The organism is Kribbella italica, from assembly GCF_014205135.1.
Lineage (GTDB): Bacteria > Actinomycetota > Actinomycetes > Propionibacteriales > Kribbellaceae > Kribbella > Kribbella italica.
Map to the genome: position 1 here is coordinate 3,432,708 of NZ_JACHMY010000001.1, position 15,571 is coordinate 3,448,278.

The window sequence follows — 15,571 nt, forward strand, 5'->3', positions numbered from 1 at the left end:
CGGCCCGGTCGCAACGAAATCAGCGCCGGCGCCGCCGCTTGGCCAGCAGCACGAACTCGATCTTGTCGGTGTGCGGCTCCCGCTGGACCTCCCGGTAGCCGGCCTTGCGGTAGAGCCCGAGATTCCGCTCACTCTCCGTACCCGTGAACAGCTCGTACGCCGTGACCTCGGGCGGCGCGGTCTGCTCGGCCACCTTCAGCAGCCTGGTCCCGACCCCGCGCCCCTGCCAGTCCGGTGTGACCATCAGCCGCCCGACCCGGCCGACCGAGCCGTCCACGGCCAGGTGGACCGACCCGACGATCCGGGTACCCGCCACAGCCTTCCAGACCGTCCCCTGGCGGATCCGCTCGGCGACGCCCTCCACCGGCTCCAGCAGCGGCGGAATGGTGAAGTCGTCGTACGCCAGCGCCTCGGACAGGTACGCGGCCCGCTGCAGCGTGAGCAGCTCCCCCGCGTCACCCTCGACAGCCGGCAGTACGTCGACCAGCGCAGCCGCGTCGTCCTTGCCCGCGACGACACCACCCCAGGCGGCCAGCAGGTCCGGGCGGCGCTCGGCAGTACGCCGTACGGCCTGGTCGTGGCGCCACTGGGCGATCAGGGCATGGTTCCCGGACAGCAGAACGTCCGGTACGTCGTGGCCGCGCCAGGAGGTCGGCTTGGTGTACACCGGGTACTCCAGCAGGCCGTCACCCGAGTGGGACTCCTCGGCCAGGGACTCCGGGTTGCCGATCACGCCGGGCAGGAGGCGGGCGACCGCCTCGACCATGACCAGTACGGCGACCTCGCCGCCGTTCAGCACGTAGTCGCCGATCGAGACCTCGTCGACGCGCATCCGCTCGCCGGCGTACTCCGCGACGCGGGCGTCGATCCCCTCGTACCGGCCACAGGCGAAGGCGAGCCACGGCTCGGCGGCCAGCTCGTAGGCCAGCTCCTGGCTGAAGGGCCGGCCCGCCGGCGTCGGCACGATCAGCCGGGGCTGGGTTGGGCCGTCCACAGGGAGGACGGTGTCCAGCGCCTCACCCCACGGCTCCGGCTTCATCACCATGCCGGCGCCGCCGCCGGACGGGGTGTCGTCGACCGTGCGGTGCCGGTCGTGGGTCCAGTCGCGCAGGTCGTGCACGCGGACGTCCAGCAGACCGCTCTTCGCCGCCTTGCCGACCAGACTGAGGTCCAGCGCGGCCAGGTACTCCGGGAAGATCGAGAAGACGTCCAGCCTCATCAGCTGGCGCCAGGCTCGTTCGGAACCTCTTCGGCACCCTCTGGGTCCAGCAGGCCAGGCCGGTCGGCCACCAGCACGTAGCCCTTGTCCAGGCTGATCTCCGGGACCAGCTCCTCGACCAGCGGCACCAGTACGGCGTTGCCGCCCGGCCGGCGGATCTCCAGCAGGTCCTGCGAGGGGAGGTGGACCACGTCGATCACCTCACCGGCCTGCTCGCCGTCGGTGGTGCGGACGGCCAGGCCGATCAGCTCGCGGTCGTAGTACTCCTCCGGGTCCTCCGGGCGCTCTTCCTCGCCGATCTCGGCCTGCACGGCCAGGTTGCGCAGGTTCTCGGCGGCGGTCCGGTCGGGGGCCTCGACGAACTTCACCAGCAGGCGGCCGGAGTGCCAGCGACTGGACTCGACGGTCAGGGCCCGGGCCGGCTGGTTCTCCGTCATCAGGACGGCGCCGTCGGCGAACCGGCGGTCCGGCTCGTCGGTCCGGACGATCATCCCGACCTCACCCTTGATCCCGTGTGCCCGGCCGATCCGGCCGACGGTCACCAACACCCGTGTGTCCCTCTCTGCTCGCACCGGCCCGCGGCGGACCGGCGTACTCCCGAAGATAAAGGCGAAGGGCCGCACCCGTGGGGTGCGGCCCTCCAGAGACTGCTGCGAGTCAGCGGCGCGGGCGCCGGTTCTGCTCGTCGACGAAGTCGATCCGGACCGACTGCTCGGAGCTGAGCGCCCCGACCACCGTGCGGATCGCGGTCGCCGTCCGGCCGTTGCGGCCGATCACCTTGCCGATGTCGTCGGGGTGCACGTGCACCTCGAGCGTGCGTCCGCGGCGCAGGTTGCGCGACCGGACGTTGACGTCGTCAGGGTTGTCCACGATGCCACGGACCAGGTGCTCCAGCGCCTCGGTCTCCATCACGGTCAGGCCTTGGCGTCGTCGGCCGGCGCGGCCTCGGCGGCCGGGGCCTCGGCGGCCTTCGGCTCCTCGGTCTTGGCCTCAGCCTTGGCCTCGGTCTTGCTGTCGGCCTTCGCCTCGTCCTTGACGGCGTCGTCCTTCTTGTCGGCCTTCTTCGCCGCGGCCTTCTTGGTGACGGCCTCGGTCTTCAGCGTGCCGTGGGCCTCGGCCAGCGCCTCGTTGAAGATCTCCAGCTTGTCGCGCTTGGGCTCCTTGACGCGCAGCGGCGCCGGGGCCTCGAGACCCTTGAACTTCTGCCAGTCACCGCTGGCCCGGAAGATCGCCTGAACGGCCTCGGTCGGCTGCGCGCCGACGCCCAGCCAGTACTGCGCCCGGTCGGACTCGACGTGGATGAACGACGGCTCGGCCTTCGGGTTGTACTTGCCGATCTCCTCGATGGCGCGGCCGTCACGCTTGGCGCGGGCGTCCATCACGACGATGCGGTAGTGCGGCGCACGCTTCTTGCCGATGCGCTTCAAACGGATCTTGACTGCCACGTTTGTGTGGTCTCCCTCGGGAAATACAGGTGGGTGAGCTGCACGCCGTCGTGGGGACAACGGATGACCACTCGGATGGGCCGGCCGGGGCGTGGAGTTAGAGGGCTGCACGACATCCGGACGGACTCAGCCTGACATTCTGCCAGATCCGGGGCGTGCAACCCAATCCCGGGCCTCAGGCGCGGAAGGCGCTCAGCTCCGGCAGGTGGTCGACGTACCCGTCGAGCAGCTTCCCGGCGGTGTTGACCGAGTCGATCAGCGGGTGCCAGGCGAAGGCGCGCAGGGCGGTCGCGCGGGAGCCCGACGCCGCCGCCTCGATCGTCGAGCGCTCGACGGCCTTCACCGAACTGACCAGGCCGGCCTGGTGATCGGTGAGCTGCGAGACGGTGATCGGCCGGGCGCCGTTGGCGTCGACCGTGCACGGGATCTCGACCACCGCGTCGTCGTCCAGGTGCTCGAGCGTGCCGCGGTTGCGGACGTTGAGGATCAGCGAGGCGCGCTCGTTGTGGGCGATCGCCCGCATCAGCGACAGCGCGACCTGTTCGTAGCCGCCGGCCGACATGTCGCGCTCGTCGCGCTCGCCGGCGTCGGCGACCTCGCGGCTCTCCACCATGTACGTCGACTCGCGCTCGGCCCGGGTCTTCTGCCACAGCTCGAGCGCGTCGCCGGGGTGACGGGCGGTCTCGGCGTAGAAGTCGGACTGCTGCTCGAGCAGGAACTTGCCGCGGGTCTTCTCGACCGATTGGACGGCGGCGAGGGTCTCACGGGCGAAGTAGTAGTAGTGCAGGTACTCGTTCGGGATCGAGCCGAGCGAGCGGAGCCACTCGACGCCGAACAGCCGGCCTTCCTCGAACTGACCGAGGGCGCTCGAGTCGGCGAGCAAGGAGGGCAAGTGGTCGACGCCGCCGTACTCCAGCTTGCGGAGCCAGCCGAGGTGGTTCAGACCGGCGTAGTCGTAGAAGGTCTGCGAAGCGTCGAGGCCGAGCGCGAGCGCGGCGCGGCGGCCGAGGCCGGAGGGTGAGTCGCAGATGCCGATGACGCGGTCACCGAGGTACGGGAGCATCGACTCGGTGACCATGCCGGCCGGGTTGGTGAAGTTGATGACCCACGCGTCCGGAGCCAGTACGGCAACCCGCTGCGCGATGGCAGTTGCCACGGGCAACGTCCGCAGGCCGTAGGCGATCCCACCGGCACCGACGGTCTCCTGACCGAGAACGCCGAGGTCGAGCGCGACCCGCTCGTCGATGGTGCGGCCTTCGAGCCCGCCCACACGGATGGCGGAGAAGACGAAGTCAGCACCACGAAGTGCTTCGTCGAGATCTGTAGTCGGAGTCACCACAGGTGCATCAGCAAAAGAAAGTGCCTGTTGTTTCAGTACCGCGGTGATGGCGTTGAGGCGCTGCCGGTCGGTGTCGTACAAGGTCACCGACGTGATGCGGCCCTCGCCCTGGTCCGACAGCAGGGCCTGGTAGACGAGGGGGACGCGGAAGCCGCCGCCGCCGAGGATGGTGAGTTTCACGCCAGTACCACCTGTACTCCTGCTTCGGTCAGTTGGACCCGGGTCTTCTCGTCCGCCCCGGGGTCGGTCACCACGACGGCCAGCTCGGCCGGGTCGCAGACCTTGGCGACACCGTGGCCGGGGAACTTGGTGCCGTCGGCAAGCAAGACCACCCGGTCCGCGGCCTGAATCATCGCGCGCTTGACCGGGACCTCGATCATCGTGCTGTCCATCACCCGGCCGTCCGGGCGGACGCCGCTGGTGCCGAGGAACAGCGTGTCGACGTGGATCTGCCGCAGGCTCTCCTCGGTCAGGTACCCGACCAGGGAGCGGTAGCTCCTGCGCAGGAACCCGCCGAGCACGATCAGCTCGATCTGCTCGTCGTTCTGCAGCTCCTCCAGTACGGCGAGGTTGCTGGTGACAACGGTCAGCGACCGGCCGTGCAACTGCTGAGCCAGCCGGAGAGAAGTCGTCCCGATGTCCAGCAGCACGGACTCGCCGTCGGAGATCAGCTCGGCGGCCGCGCGGGCGATCCGGTTCTTCTCGTCGGCGTGCACCGCGCTCACCTCGGCGAACGGCTCGTCGCCGCCGTCGACGGCCAGCGCACCGCCGTACACCCTGGTCAGCCGGCCCTGCTCGTGCAGCTGCTCGAGGTCGCGGCGAATGGTCGCCTCGCTGACCCCCAGCTGCACGGCCAGCACTTTGACGCCCCCGGCCCCGTCGGCCCGGAGCGCGCGCACGATCTGGTCCTGACGCTGCTTCGGCAACACGGAGAGACCGTATCACGCAAACTCCGTCATACTCACGCAGATATCTGCACGGGTATTGCGCGGTTTGCTCGAAAGCAGCACACTGTCTGCACGAGTTTGAGCGACCGTGCAGGAGTGTGCCGAACATGAGCGATCTGGACGTCGTGGTCTCCGGCCTGGTGTTCCACGACCTCGTGCTCGGTCTGCCCACAGTGCCCCGCCCCGGCACCGAGGTCTGGGCCACCGACTCGGCCGAGAGCCCCGGCGGGATCGCGAACTTCGCGGTCGCGCTGGCCCGCCTCGGACTCCGCACCGGCCTGGCCGCGGTCTTCGGCGCCGACGATCTCGGCGACCGTCTCCGCGACCGGCTCACCCATCAAGAGAGCGTCGACCTGACGCTCTCCCGCAGGCTCGACGGCTGGCAGACCCCTCTCACGGTGGCTCTTGCCTACGACAACGACCGGGCACTGGTCACCCGGGGTACCCCTCCCCCACTGTCGGCCGACGAGCTGATCACCACGCCGCCGGCTGCCCGCGCGGTCGCCGCCCACCTCGGCCCCTGGCCGAACGAGTGGCTGGCCAAGTCGAAGGCGGCCGGCAGCGTGGTGTTCGCCGACGTGGGCTGGGACCCGTCGGAGCGCTGGGACACCGGGGTGCTCGACCAGCTCCAGCACTGCGACGTGTTCCTGCCCAACGCCGGCGAGGCGATGAACTACACCCGGACCGACACCCCCGACCAGGCGCTCACCAAGCTCGCCGAGAAGGTCCCGCTGGTGGTCGTGTCGAACGGGGACCAGGGTGCGCTCGCACTCGACGCCGGGACCGGCGAGCGGATCGCCGTACCGGCCCTGCAAGTTCCGGCGGTGGACACCACCGGGGCGGGTGACGTGTTCGCCGCCGGATTCATCGCGGCCACGCTGTGGGGACTTCCCCTGGCCGAACGGGTCCGGTTCGGCGCGCTGACCGCCGCCCTCTCCGTGACCCGGTACGGCGGTGCTGACGCGGCCCCGACCTGGGCCGACCTCGCCGCCTGGCACCAGCACCACCCAGAAGACCGATCCCTTGCCGCGCTCCTGCGAACCCGTACACCGCACCAGGGCGCACCCATCGGAAGCGCGACGTCGCGCGACCAGTCAGGAAGGTAGAACCATGGAGCTCTCCCGTCGCACGCTGCTCGCTGGGAGCTTCGCCGCGGTCGTCGCCGCGGCCACCGGCTGCTCGTCGAGCATGGACGCCGGCTCGGGCCAGAAGAAGAACGCGACCGGCAACCTCGCACTGTGGTGCTGGGGCGGCGGCCTCGGCAAGTCCGTACTGGACGACACCATCGCGCACTTCCCCGACCAGCACATCAAGTACTCCGAGATCGGCGGCGACTTCAAGCAGAAGCTGGTCACCACGCTCAACGGCGGCACCGCGATCCCCGACATCACCGGGCTCAAGGGCGAGGACATCGCCTCGCTGCTGCCGCAGGCCGACCGGTTCGTCGACCTGAAGACGGTCGGCGCGGACTCCGTGCTCGGCGAGTACGTCGAGTGGAAGGTCAAGCAGGCCACGACGCTGGACGGCAAGGTGATCGGCCTGCCGATCGACATCGGCCCGACCGCACTGTTCTACCGCGAGGACGTCTTCGCCAAGGCCGGCCTGCCGAGTGATCCGGCCAAGGTCGCCGAGCAGTTGAAGACCTGGGAAGACCTGCTCGCCGCCGGGCTGGAGCTGCGCAAGGCCAACCCGAAGGCGCCGATCGTCGCCGACGCGACCGACATGTACGGCACGATCATCAACCAGGGCACCGACCGCTACATCGACAAGGACAACAAGTTCATCGGCGACCAGGACCACATCCGCCGGGCCTGGGACCTGTCGGTGAAGGCGATCACCACCAAGGTCGACGGCCGGACACCAGGCGGTACGCCGGACTGGAACGCCGGCCTCGACCAGGGCACTGTCCCGACCGTGGTCGGCGCCGCCTGGGTGGCGCTCGACATCAAGGCGGCCAGCAAGACCGGCGTCGGCAAGTGGCGGGTCGCGCCGACCCCGAGCGGCCCGGCGAACTTCGGCGGCTCGTTCCTGGCCATCACCAAGAACGCCCCGGACCCGGCGGCCGCCTTCGAGGTGATCAAGTACCTGCTCAGCCCGGACAACCAGGCCAAGGCGTTCGCCGACGCGCAGATCTTCCCGGCCACGCCGGCGGCGTACGAGAAGCCGCAGCTCAAGGCGGCCGACCCGTTCTTCGGCGGCCAGGTGCCGATCGACGTACTCGGCCCGGCGGCGGCCGACGTCCCGATCGCCTACGAGTCGCCGTTCGATTCCGCACTCGCCGCCCCGTACACGGCCGCGCTGAAGTCGGTCCAAGCCGGCAGCAAGTCGTCGGAGGCGGCCTGGCAGCAGGCGGTCTCGCAGGCGAAGCAGATCGGCAAGCGTCAGGGCGTGCAGTGACGCTGACAGCGACCGCCCCACCCCGGTCCGCCGGTACGGCGGAACCGGGGCGCCGGCGCAAGAGCATCTGGTCGTACTGGCGGTTCTACCTCGCGCTGTCGCCGTTCTACATCCTGTTCGCGGTGTTCGGCCTGTACCCGCTGGGTTCCACCATCCTGCTGGCGTTCCAGAAGTGGGACGGCCTCGGGCCGCGGCAGTTCGTCGGGCTGCAGAACTTCAGCTTCCTGCTCGAGGACAGCACGTTCTGGCTGTCGTTGTGGAACACGCTGGTGCTGTTCGTGATGTCGACCGTGCCGACGCTGGCGATCGCGCTGACGCTGGCCGTGATGCTGAACTCGGCGATCCGGTTCAAGGGCATCTACCGGATCGCGTACTTCATCCCGAACATCACCTCGCTGGTGGCCGCGGCGATCTTCTTCGCGGCGATCTTCAGCACCAACTTCGGCCTGATCAACTCCGGGCTGCGCGCGCTCGGGCTGCCCACCGAGGACTGGCTCGGGCAGCCGTGGGGAATCAAGATCGCGGTCTCGGCGATGATCGTGTGGCAGTGGACCGGGTACAACACGATCATCTACCTGGCCGGGCTGCAGGCGATCCCGACCGAGCAGTACGAGGCGGCCAAGGTCGACGGCGCCGGGCCGTTGCGGACGTTCTTCTCGATCACGCTGCCGCAGCTGCGGCCGGTGGTGCTGTTCACCGTGATCATGTCGACGATCGGTGGGCTGCAGACGTTCACCGAGCCGCAGGTGATGGTCGGTGAGACCGGTGGTGCCGACCAGAGCGGGCTGACCACGGTCCTGTACTTCTACAACACCGCCTTCCGGGCCAACGACTACGGCTACGCCGGGGCGATCGCGATCAGCATCTTCCTGCTGGTGCTGCTGTTCACGGCGATCAACTGGCGGCTGCTGCGCGGAAGGAGCTCCGAATGAACCGCGGTCGCGGGATCCTGCTGCACGTCGCGCTGACGGTGGCCGGGCTGCTGTGTCTCTTCCCGTTCTTCTGGACGCTGGTGATGGCGACCAACACCACGGCCGACATCTACCGGTACCCGCCGAAGTTCACCTTCGGGTCGCAGTTCGACGACAACATCCGGCACGTGCTGGAGAACGTCGCGTTCTTCTCGTCGATGGCCAACACGGCCGTCGTCGCGATCAGTACGACGGTGCTGGTGCTCTTCTTCGACTCGCTGGCCGCGTTCACGTTCGCCAAGTTCCGGTTCCCCGGGCGCCAGGCGTTGTTCGTGATCCTGCTGGCGACGATGCTGCTGCCGGCGCAGCTGTCCGTCGTACCGCAGTTCCAGACGATGATCGCGTTCGGCTGGGTCGGGTCGCTGAAGGCGCTGGTGATCCCGGCCGCCGCGAACGCGTTCGGCATCTTCTGGCTGCGGCAGTACTTCCAGAACTCGATCCACGACGAACTGATCGAGGCCGCCACGCTCGACGGCTGCGGCTTCTTCGGCGTCTACCGCCACGTCGCGCTGCCGTCGGCCCGCCCCGCGCTGGCGTTCCTCGGCATCTTCACCTTCGTCGGCTCCTGGAACGACTACTTCTGGCCGCTGATCGTGCTCACCAACCCCGACCACCTCACCCTCCAGGTGGCACTGTCGTCGCTCAACCGCTCCCACGGCGTCGACTACAGCATGGTGATGACCGGCGCCCTGCTGGCGATGATCCCGCTGATCATCGTCTTCGTCGTCTTCGCCCGCCAGTTCATCAAGGGCGCCACCGAAGGCGCCATCCGCGGCTAGTGCAGACGAGAAGCAAGCAGGTCGGCGCCCGGTCCTGAGAGTTCCGCGCGCTCGACCGGCCGTCCGTTGAGCATGCGCAGTGCGGCCTCACCCGTACTGCGCACCTCAGGACCTTCCCCGTACGCCCAGTCGTAGCCCTCGGCAACCAACCGCACGCCGGCCAGCCGTTTGCGGGCGTTGCCACCGACCGACACGTTCATCGGCCAGCGCAGCCCGGCGGAGAAGTCCGCGACCAGCGTGAACACCTCCGGCGGGACATCCCGCGGCTTACCGAGCGGACGCCGTACGTCGATCGCGTGCACCACCGCGTCGACCAGCGCGGCAACCTCCGGCACGCCGGCGGGCCTGGCGCCGGTCTCGGCGTTCTCGCGGAGTTGCCGGACGATCTCCTCGGGTCCGCGCCGGGACCACTGCTTCGCCAGCTCGGCGCTGGCGTGGTTCAGCCGGAAGCCCGACCGGACCAGCTGCCCCAGCAGCGCACGCACCTCGAGCCCGGACGCCGACGCGAGGTGGGCGCCGACCTCCTGCACCGTCCACGCGCCGCACAACGAAGGCGTGGCCAGCTCGTCGGGGCTCAGTGTCGCGAGCAGATCCGCGAACGCGAGCCGCTCGGTCCGGATCAGGTCACTGAGCTCGCTCATGACCGGCAGTCTGGCACCCGTCGAGGGGCGGCCGGAAGAGCTGCGCCAGGCGGTAGGCTGCGCGGAACTGGAGCAGGCCGGAGTGCGTCGGAAGGTACGTCATGGTGGGGAAGCGGGGACGCGTGATCGGGCGGGTGGGTCCGGGGATCGTCGGCGAGGTGATGTTGCCGGTCCGTGGTGCCACCGAGGCCTTCTACGCTTACCCCGCGACCGACGAGGTGATCGAGGTCGGTACGCCGGTGGTCGTGGTCGACTTCGATCCGCCGCGCACCGTGTACGTCGCTCGCGCCTTCTGAAATCACGTTCCCTGGAGGGGAAATGTTCTGGACTTACCTGATCGGTGGCGCGGTTGCGCTGGTCGTGCTGCTGATCCTGTTCCGGATGGTCTGGCGGGTGGCCGAGCCCAACGAGGCGCTGATCATCTCCGGCCTCGGCGCGCACTCCAGCGTCGAGCAGGTCAACGAGACGCTCGGCTTCAAGATCGTCGTCGGCCGTGGCACCGCGGTGCTCCCCGGTTTTCAGACCGTACGGCGGTTGCCGCTCGACATCCGCGCGACCCCGCTGACCGTCACCTGCGTGTCCAGCCAGGGCATCCCGCTGCACATCAAGGGCGTCACGGCGTACAAGGTCGGTGACGACTACGGCTCGATCGCGAACGCGGCCCGGCGCTTCCTGGAGCAGAGCGACGAGCAGGTGATGGGCACCATCCACGAGCTGTTCGCGGGACACCTGCGCGCGATCGTCGGTTCGACCACGGTCGAGGAGATGCTGCACGACCGGGAGACGCTGACCACGAACATCCGCGGCTCGCTGGCCGGCGACATGGAGAAGCTCGGCCTGGTGGTCGACTCGCTGCAGATCCAGGAGATCGACGACGAGTCCGGCTACATCAAGAACCTGGGCCGCCCGCAGGCCGCCGCGGTCGAGGCCGCGGCGCGGATCGCTTGGGCCGAACGCGACCGGGAGGCCACCGAGCGCGAGCAGGTGGCCGGAGCCGCGAAGGCGGCCGCCGTACGGCAGAGCTCGATCGCGCAGGCCGGGTATCAGGCCGAGGTCGACCAGGCGAACTCGAAGGCGTCGCAGTCCGGCCCGCTGGCCGAGGCGCTGGCCCGCCAGCAGGTGGTCGTGGCCGAGACCGAGACGGCTAAGCTGAACGCGTCACTGGCCGAGAAGCAGCTGGAGTCCAGCGTGCTGAAGCCGGCCGACGCCGAGGCGTACAAGCAGCGCACGCTGGCCAACGCGGCCCGCGACGCGCAGATCGCCTCCGCCGAGGCGAACGCCCGCGAGGTCACCCTGCGCGGTGAGGCGCAGGCCAAGGCGACCGAGCTGAACGGTAAGGCCGAGGCGCTCGCCGTCCAGGCCAAGGCGATGGCCGAGGCCGCCGGTATCAAGGCGCGCGCCGAGGCGCTGGCCACGAACACCGACGCGGTCGTCGCGCAGCAGCTGGCCGAGGCCTACCCGGAGATCGTCCGCGCCGCCGCGGGCTCGTTCGAGAAGGTCGGCAACATGGTCGTCCTGAACGGTGCCCAGGGCATCGAGGACACCCTGGTCAAGACGATCACGATGGGTGGTTCCGGCTTCGCGCTGGCCAAGCAGCTGATCGACTCCCTGAGCACCAAGCCGGACCCGGAAACCCCTTCCCTGGAACCGGTGAAGGACGAAACGGCCTAGCCTTTCGACCGTGGGTTAATCAGTAACGTCATCTGAGCAACATCCGTTCCTAACTGACAAGTGCTGCGCTACCTTGAGGCCATCACTCCAGGCGTCACGGACATCACCGCCCGTGACCGGTCGCTTGAGGGACTGATCATCGTGCTCAGACGAACTCTCGCTGTGCTCGCCTCGCTCCTGGTCGGTGCCGCCACGCTGGTGGCGGTACCGACCGAGGCCCAGGCCGCACCCAACTTCAAGGCCCCGTTCCCGTGTGGTCAGCGCTGGACCTACAGCCACCACTCGGCCGAGGTCCGCCGTGCGCTCGACTTCGTCCGCGCCGACGGCGGCACCACCAACAACACGCCCGTCCTGGCCTCGGCGGCCGGTGTCGCCACCCGCTACTCCCAGCCGTCCGGCGCCGGCAACTACATCGCCATCGACCACGGTGGCGGCTGGAAGACCTACTACTTCCACCTGAACGCGTACTCCGTGCCCAGCGGCGCGCAGGTCGCGCAGGGCCAGCAGATCGGGCTCACCGGCAGCACCGGCAACTCCTCCGGTCCGCACATCCACTACGAGCAACTGCTCAACGGCGTCGGCCAGAACATCGTCATCAACGGCCAGGGCCTGGCCTACCCGGGCTCGTACAACCAGTACTTCCTGACCAGCGACAACGGCTGCGGAGGCGGCGGCGGTACGCCGTTCATGACCTGGGGCTCCGGCATCCGGGTCCGCTCCGACGCCCGGCTGGCCGCTCCGGTGGTCGCCACGCTGCCCGGCCCGACACAGGTCTTCGTGCTCTGCCAGAAGCAGGGCGACACGGTCACGGCCGAGGGCTACACCAACAACTGGTGGTCGAAGCTGCGCGACCAGAACGGCTTCATCACCAACATCTACATCAACCATCCCGCAGCGCAGCTGCCCGGCGTACCGATCTGCTGAACGGGTCCCGGATCCGCCTTGCCCGCAAGGCGGATCCGGGACTTCCTCACGCGGTGTGCAGGGTCAGCCCGTACGCGCCGAGGATCTCGTTGACCGGCTGGAACCAGGTCTCGCCGCCGCTGGAGCAGTTGCCCCAGCCACCGGATGTCACGCCCTGGGCCTGGTCTCCGGTGATGAACGAGCCGCCGGAGTCACCGCCCTCAGCACAGACGCTGGTCTTGGTCGCGCCGTAGAAGAGCTGGCCGTTGCCGTAGTTCACGGTCTCGTTCTTGGCCAGGATCGTGCCGCAGTGCCAGTGCGTGGTCGACCCGCTGCGGCAGACCGACGTACCGACCGGGGCTTCCCAGGAACCGCGGACCAGCGCGTCGCTGACCTGACCCCAGCCGAGCACGACCGGCACGGTCCACCAGCCGCTGTCGACCTGGACCCAGGCGTAGTCGTTGCCGGGGAAGGACGATCCGCGGAACACGCCTTGGGCCGAGCCGTCCCAACCACGCGTCCTGGCTCCGGCGCCCGAGCAGTGGCCGGCGGTGACATACCCGCCGTGCACGGAGAAGCCGATCGAGCAGCGGACGTTGCCGGTGTAGTACGGGTCTCCCCCGACGGTCCCGGCCGCGAAGGTCTGCGGAGCCTGGGCCGCGACCTCCTTCACCGTGATCGCGCCGGCCTTCGCGAGCTTGTTGACGAAGGCATCGGTGGCCGCGGATCGCTTGCCTGCTTGGACGTTGACGACGATCGTGCCGGACTTGGCGTCGGTCGACCAGCCGCTCACGGCCGCCGGTACGTTCTTTCCGGCGAGCTTGTCGACGGCTGCCATGCGCTGGTCGAGCTGGGCCGCGGTGGCCTTGACCTGAGCGGCTTCGGCACCTTGGGCCCGTACGGCGTCGGCTGCTTCGGGTGTCGTCACGCCGATGACGAGCTTCTCCCTCGCGGCGTCGTACCAGACACCACCGAACGCTGCGCCGGCTGCTTTCTGCGCGGCCGGTACGAGCTTGCTGGCGACGGACTCGGCCTGCAGCCGGTCGCGGACCTGCTGCTCGGTCAGGCCGAAGTCCTTCTGCATCGCCGCCGCTTGGCCTGGCACGGCCAGCGTTTGCGCTGCGGCTTGGGTCGGCACGGCCAGCACCGTGGCGACCAGGGCTGTGGTCACAAGGATCTTCATTGCGGGACTCTCCTCACCTCGGGGCGGTTGGGGTGCGGTGAGAGCGCTCTCGCGACTCAGCGTGCTGGATCGCGCACGAGCCGTCAAGAGGTGGAAGACCTACGTTGTCAGGGCAAGCGCTTACAGCCCGAGATGAGCCAGTACGGCGAGCACCCGACGGTGGCCGGAATCGGTCGGCGGCAGGTCGAGCTTGAGGAACACGTTGCCGACATGCTTGTGCACGGCCCCCTCGCTGATCACCAGCTTCTCGGCGATCGCGAGGTTGCCGAGGCCCTCGGCCATCAGCGCGAGCACCTCGCGTTCGCGCGGGGTGAGCCGGTCGAGCGGGTCGTTGCGCTTGACCATCAGCTGGCTGACCACTTCGGGGTCGAGCACGGTCCCGCCGGCCGCTACCCGTCGTACGGCCTCGAGGAACTCGTCGACGCGTGAGACCCGGTCCTTGAGCAGGTAGCCGATGCCCTCGCTGCCGGAGGCGAGCAGCTCCGCGGCGTACACCTCCTCGACGTACTGGGAGAAGACGAGCACGGGAAGCCCCGGCCTGAGGCGCCGCGCCTCGATGGCCGCGCGCAGGCCCTCGTCGGTGAACGTCGGCGGCAGCCGGACGTCGACGACCGCGATCTCCGGCGGGTCCGCGTCGATCAGCGTCGCGAACTCCGTCGCGTCCCCGGCCACGCCGATCACCTCGAAGCCCGAGTTGCCGAGCAGCAGGCCGAGGCCCTCGGCGAGGATCGGGTTGTCCTCGAGAATCACGACCCGCACGGCAGGACCACCTCGACCGTCGTCGGCCCGCCGATCGGGCTGGTCAGTTCCAGATGTCCGTCGATCGCTTCCACCCGGTGCATCATGCCGCGCAGCCCACTCCCTCGGCCGAGCAGGTCCGGTTGATCGCCCACGCGGGCGCCGCCGATGCCGTCGTCGGTGATCGCCAGGTAGAGCTCGGCACCGCGGCGTTCGAGCTGGACCTCGGCCCGGCCGGCGGCGGAGTGCTTGGCGATGTTGGTCAGCGACTCGGCGACGACGAAGTACGCGGCGGCCTCGACCGCAGCCGGTACGTCGCCCAGCGCGCCCATCCGCAGGTCGACCGGGATCGGGCATCTCGCAGTCAGGGCCGCAACGGCACCGGTCAAGCCGCGGTCCTGCAGGATCGGCGGGTACATGGTCCGCAGTACGCCGCGCAGCTCGGTCATCGCCTGCTCAGCCCCGTCCCTGGCGTCGTCCAGCAGCTTGGCCGCCTTCTCCGGGTCGTCAGCCATCAGCTGCTTGGCCACACCGATCCGCATGGCCAGCGAGACCAGCTGGGCCTGAGTGCCGTCGTGCAGGTCCCGCTCGATCCGCCGCAGCTCAGCACCGTGCGAGTCGACCGCGCCGGCCCGGCTCCTGGTGAGCTCCTCGACCCGCTGGGCCAGCTGGGCGGTCTCCAGCTCAGCAGGACTCGGCGCAAGCAGCCGGCGCAGGCCGCGGGCGTAGCCCCTCGCTGCAGCCGGTGCGCCCCAGCCCATCACGCCCACACCGATCAGCGCCTGGGCCGGTCCAAGGGTCAGTGCGTCGAGCCAGCTGTCGACCGGGAACCCCATCAGGGTGAACTCCCCCGGCGCCGCCTTCCACAGGAACATCCCCAGCAGTGCGCTCGGCACGGCGAAGACCGCGGTCACGGCGACGAGCAGCCCCGGAATGGTCAGCAGCGACAGCGGAATGATCCGCAGGCTCCGCCGGAACGACCGGTCCTTCACCAGCGTGACCACGTCACCTGGCTTCCGGTCGGCTGCCTCCGGCAACGGCGGCTCCTCCGGCAGACCGAGGTACTCGGTCGCGGTGCGCCGCTCGGAGTTCGCCGCCTGGACCAGCCCGGCGGTGATGCCGGGGATCGCCCAGCTGAGCAGCAGGCCGATCGGAGTCGCCGCCACGGTGACCATGCCCACCAGGTAGCGGGCGAACAGGTAAACGCAGGCGGGCCAGCCGCGGGTCAGGATCTTCGTGAGCATCGTCGTGCCTCCATCGTCGTCAGCACCGATCCTCCGCCGCCGGGCCCCTTATCGTCGGTACAGCAGGCTCTACTCTTCGCCCGGGTACTCACTA

At 69.3% G+C, this 15,571-nt stretch carries 17 protein-coding genes; 7 read left to right on the plus strand and 10 right to left on the minus strand.

The annotated features are described in order from the left end of the window. Nucleotides 1-19: 19 nt before the first annotated feature. From trmD to HDA39_RS15830, 6 genes are all read right to left on the minus strand, one after another. A complete protein-coding gene (trmD, locus tag HDA39_RS15805) occupies nt 20-1,219 on the minus strand; it encodes a tRNA (guanosine(37)-N1)-methyltransferase TrmD (RefSeq protein ID WP_184795972.1) in 1,200 nt (399 codons plus the stop codon). Beyond that, a complete protein-coding gene (rimM, locus tag HDA39_RS15810; RefSeq protein ID WP_184795973.1) occupies nt 1,219-1,767 on the minus strand; it encodes a ribosome maturation factor RimM in 549 nt (182 codons plus the stop codon). Before rimM ends, trmD begins: the two co-directional genes overlap by 1 nt. 109 nt (nt 1,768-1,876) lie before the next feature. Beyond that, a complete protein-coding gene (locus tag HDA39_RS15815; RefSeq protein ID WP_184806132.1) occupies nt 1,877-2,128 on the minus strand; it encodes an RNA-binding protein in 252 nt (83 codons plus the stop codon). Between the two features lie 5 nt (nt 2,129-2,133). Further along, nucleotides 2,134-2,664 carry a 30S ribosomal protein S16 gene (gene rpsP, locus HDA39_RS15820; RefSeq protein ID WP_184795974.1) on the minus strand — a complete coding sequence of 177 codons (531 nt, stop codon included), beginning with the start codon at nt 2,662-2,664 and terminating at the stop codon, nt 2,134-2,136. A gap of 175 nt (nt 2,665-2,839) precedes the next feature. Next, entirely contained in the window at nt 2,840-4,183 is a 1,344-nt protein-coding gene (locus tag HDA39_RS15825; RefSeq protein ID WP_184795975.1) for a family 4 glycosyl hydrolase, read from the minus strand. Then, nucleotides 4,180-4,932 (minus strand): DeoR family transcriptional regulator, encoded by a 753-nt coding sequence (locus tag HDA39_RS15830; RefSeq protein WP_184795976.1) that lies wholly within the window; start codon nt 4,930-4,932, stop codon nt 4,180-4,182. The genes HDA39_RS15825 and HDA39_RS15830 overlap by 4 nt, the downstream gene beginning before the upstream one ends. A gap of 125 nt (nt 4,933-5,057) precedes the next feature. Between HDA39_RS15830 and HDA39_RS15835 the strand changes: the two genes are divergently transcribed. Genes HDA39_RS15835 through HDA39_RS15850 form a run of 4 tightly spaced genes read left to right on the plus strand, consistent with a single transcriptional unit; the run spans nt 5,058 to nt 9,097 of the window. Next, the gene (locus HDA39_RS15835) at nt 5,058-6,056 is read left to right on the plus strand and encodes a carbohydrate kinase family protein (protein WP_184795977.1); all 999 of its coding nucleotides are present in this window, start codon (nt 5,058-5,060) and stop codon (nt 6,054-6,056) included. A gap of 4 nt (nt 6,057-6,060) precedes the next feature. Beyond that, nucleotides 6,061-7,347, plus strand: a complete 1,287-nt coding sequence (locus HDA39_RS15840) for an ABC transporter substrate-binding protein (protein ID WP_184795978.1) — start codon at nt 6,061-6,063, stop codon at nt 7,345-7,347. Next, a complete protein-coding gene (locus tag HDA39_RS15845) occupies nt 7,344-8,279 on the plus strand; it encodes an ABC transporter permease subunit (protein ID WP_184795979.1) in 936 nt (311 codons plus the stop codon). The genes HDA39_RS15840 and HDA39_RS15845 overlap by 4 nt, the downstream gene beginning before the upstream one ends. Next, complete coding sequence (locus tag HDA39_RS15850; RefSeq protein ID WP_184795980.1) at nt 8,276-9,097, plus strand: carbohydrate ABC transporter permease; 822 nt, start codon at nt 8,276-8,278, stop codon at nt 9,095-9,097. Before HDA39_RS15845 ends, HDA39_RS15850 begins: the two co-directional genes overlap by 4 nt. Here HDA39_RS15850 and HDA39_RS15855 read toward each other — a convergent pair. Continuing rightward, complete coding sequence (locus HDA39_RS15855; protein ID WP_184795981.1) at nt 9,094-9,738, minus strand: maleylpyruvate isomerase family mycothiol-dependent enzyme; 645 nt, start codon at nt 9,736-9,738, stop codon at nt 9,094-9,096. The genes HDA39_RS15850 and HDA39_RS15855 overlap by 4 nt on opposite strands. Before the next feature lie 101 nt (nt 9,739-9,839). Here HDA39_RS15855 and HDA39_RS15860 point away from each other — a divergent pair, with 101 nt between their 5' ends. From HDA39_RS15860 to HDA39_RS15870, 3 genes are all read left to right on the plus strand, one after another. Then, the gene (locus HDA39_RS15860) at nt 9,840-10,034 is read left to right on the plus strand and encodes a hypothetical protein (protein WP_077012722.1); all 195 of its coding nucleotides are present in this window, start codon (nt 9,840-9,842) and stop codon (nt 10,032-10,034) included. A gap of 22 nt (nt 10,035-10,056) precedes the next feature. Next, a complete protein-coding gene (locus tag HDA39_RS15865; protein ID WP_184795982.1) occupies nt 10,057-11,409 on the plus strand; it encodes a flotillin family protein in 1,353 nt (450 codons plus the stop codon). A 141-nt stretch (nt 11,410-11,550) separates the two neighbouring features. After that, nucleotides 11,551-12,333: a M23 family metallopeptidase gene (locus tag HDA39_RS15870; protein ID WP_337925758.1), complete on the plus strand. Its 783-nt coding sequence runs from the start codon at nt 11,551-11,553 to the stop codon at nt 12,331-12,333. A 46-nt stretch (nt 12,334-12,379) separates the two neighbouring features. On the opposite strand, the gene HDA39_RS15875 is transcribed toward HDA39_RS15870, so the two are convergent. The 3 genes from HDA39_RS15875 to HDA39_RS15885 form a co-directional block, all read right to left on the minus strand. Beyond that, the gene (locus tag HDA39_RS15875) at nt 12,380-13,495 is read right to left on the minus strand and encodes a S1 family peptidase (RefSeq protein ID WP_184795983.1); all 1,116 of its coding nucleotides are present in this window, start codon (nt 13,493-13,495) and stop codon (nt 12,380-12,382) included. A 120-nt stretch (nt 13,496-13,615) separates the two neighbouring features. Beyond that, nucleotides 13,616-14,254 (minus strand): LuxR C-terminal-related transcriptional regulator, encoded by a 639-nt coding sequence (locus tag HDA39_RS15880; RefSeq protein ID WP_184795984.1) that lies wholly within the window; start codon nt 14,252-14,254, stop codon nt 13,616-13,618. Next, the gene (locus HDA39_RS15885; RefSeq protein ID WP_184795985.1) at nt 14,242-15,477 is read right to left on the minus strand and encodes a sensor histidine kinase; all 1,236 of its coding nucleotides are present in this window, start codon (nt 15,475-15,477) and stop codon (nt 14,242-14,244) included. Before HDA39_RS15885 ends, HDA39_RS15880 begins: the two co-directional genes overlap by 13 nt. Nucleotides 15,478-15,571: the final 94 nt, after the last annotated feature.

Coding starts and splice junctions, on each gene's coding strand:
- trmD (WP_184795972.1), bottom strand. CDS start 1,219: ATGAGGCTGGACGTCTTCTCGATCTTCCCGGAGTACCTGGCCGCGCTG.
- HDA39_RS15815 (WP_184806132.1), bottom strand. CDS start 2,128: ATGGAGACCGAGGCGCTGGAGCACCTGGTCCGTGGCATCGTGGACAAC.
- HDA39_RS15835 (WP_184795977.1), top strand. CDS start 5,058: ATGAGCGATCTGGACGTCGTGGTCTCCGGCCTGGTGTTCCACGACCTC.
- HDA39_RS15840 (WP_184795978.1), top strand. CDS start 6,061: ATGGAGCTCTCCCGTCGCACGCTGCTCGCTGGGAGCTTCGCCGCGGTC.
- HDA39_RS15850 (WP_184795980.1), top strand. CDS start 8,276: ATGAACCGCGGTCGCGGGATCCTGCTGCACGTCGCGCTGACGGTGGCC.
- HDA39_RS15855 (WP_184795981.1), bottom strand. CDS start 9,738: ATGAGCGAGCTCAGTGACCTGATCCGGACCGAGCGGCTCGCGTTCGCG.
- HDA39_RS15860 (WP_077012722.1), top strand. CDS start 9,840: ATGGTGGGGAAGCGGGGACGCGTGATCGGGCGGGTGGGTCCGGGGATC.
- HDA39_RS15865 (WP_184795982.1), top strand. CDS start 10,057: ATGTTCTGGACTTACCTGATCGGTGGCGCGGTTGCGCTGGTCGTGCTG.
- HDA39_RS15875 (WP_184795983.1), bottom strand. CDS start 13,495: ATGAAGATCCTTGTGACCACAGCCCTGGTCGCCACGGTGCTGGCCGTG.
- HDA39_RS15885 (WP_184795985.1), bottom strand. CDS start 15,477: ATGCTCACGAAGATCCTGACCCGCGGCTGGCCCGCCTGCGTTTACCTG.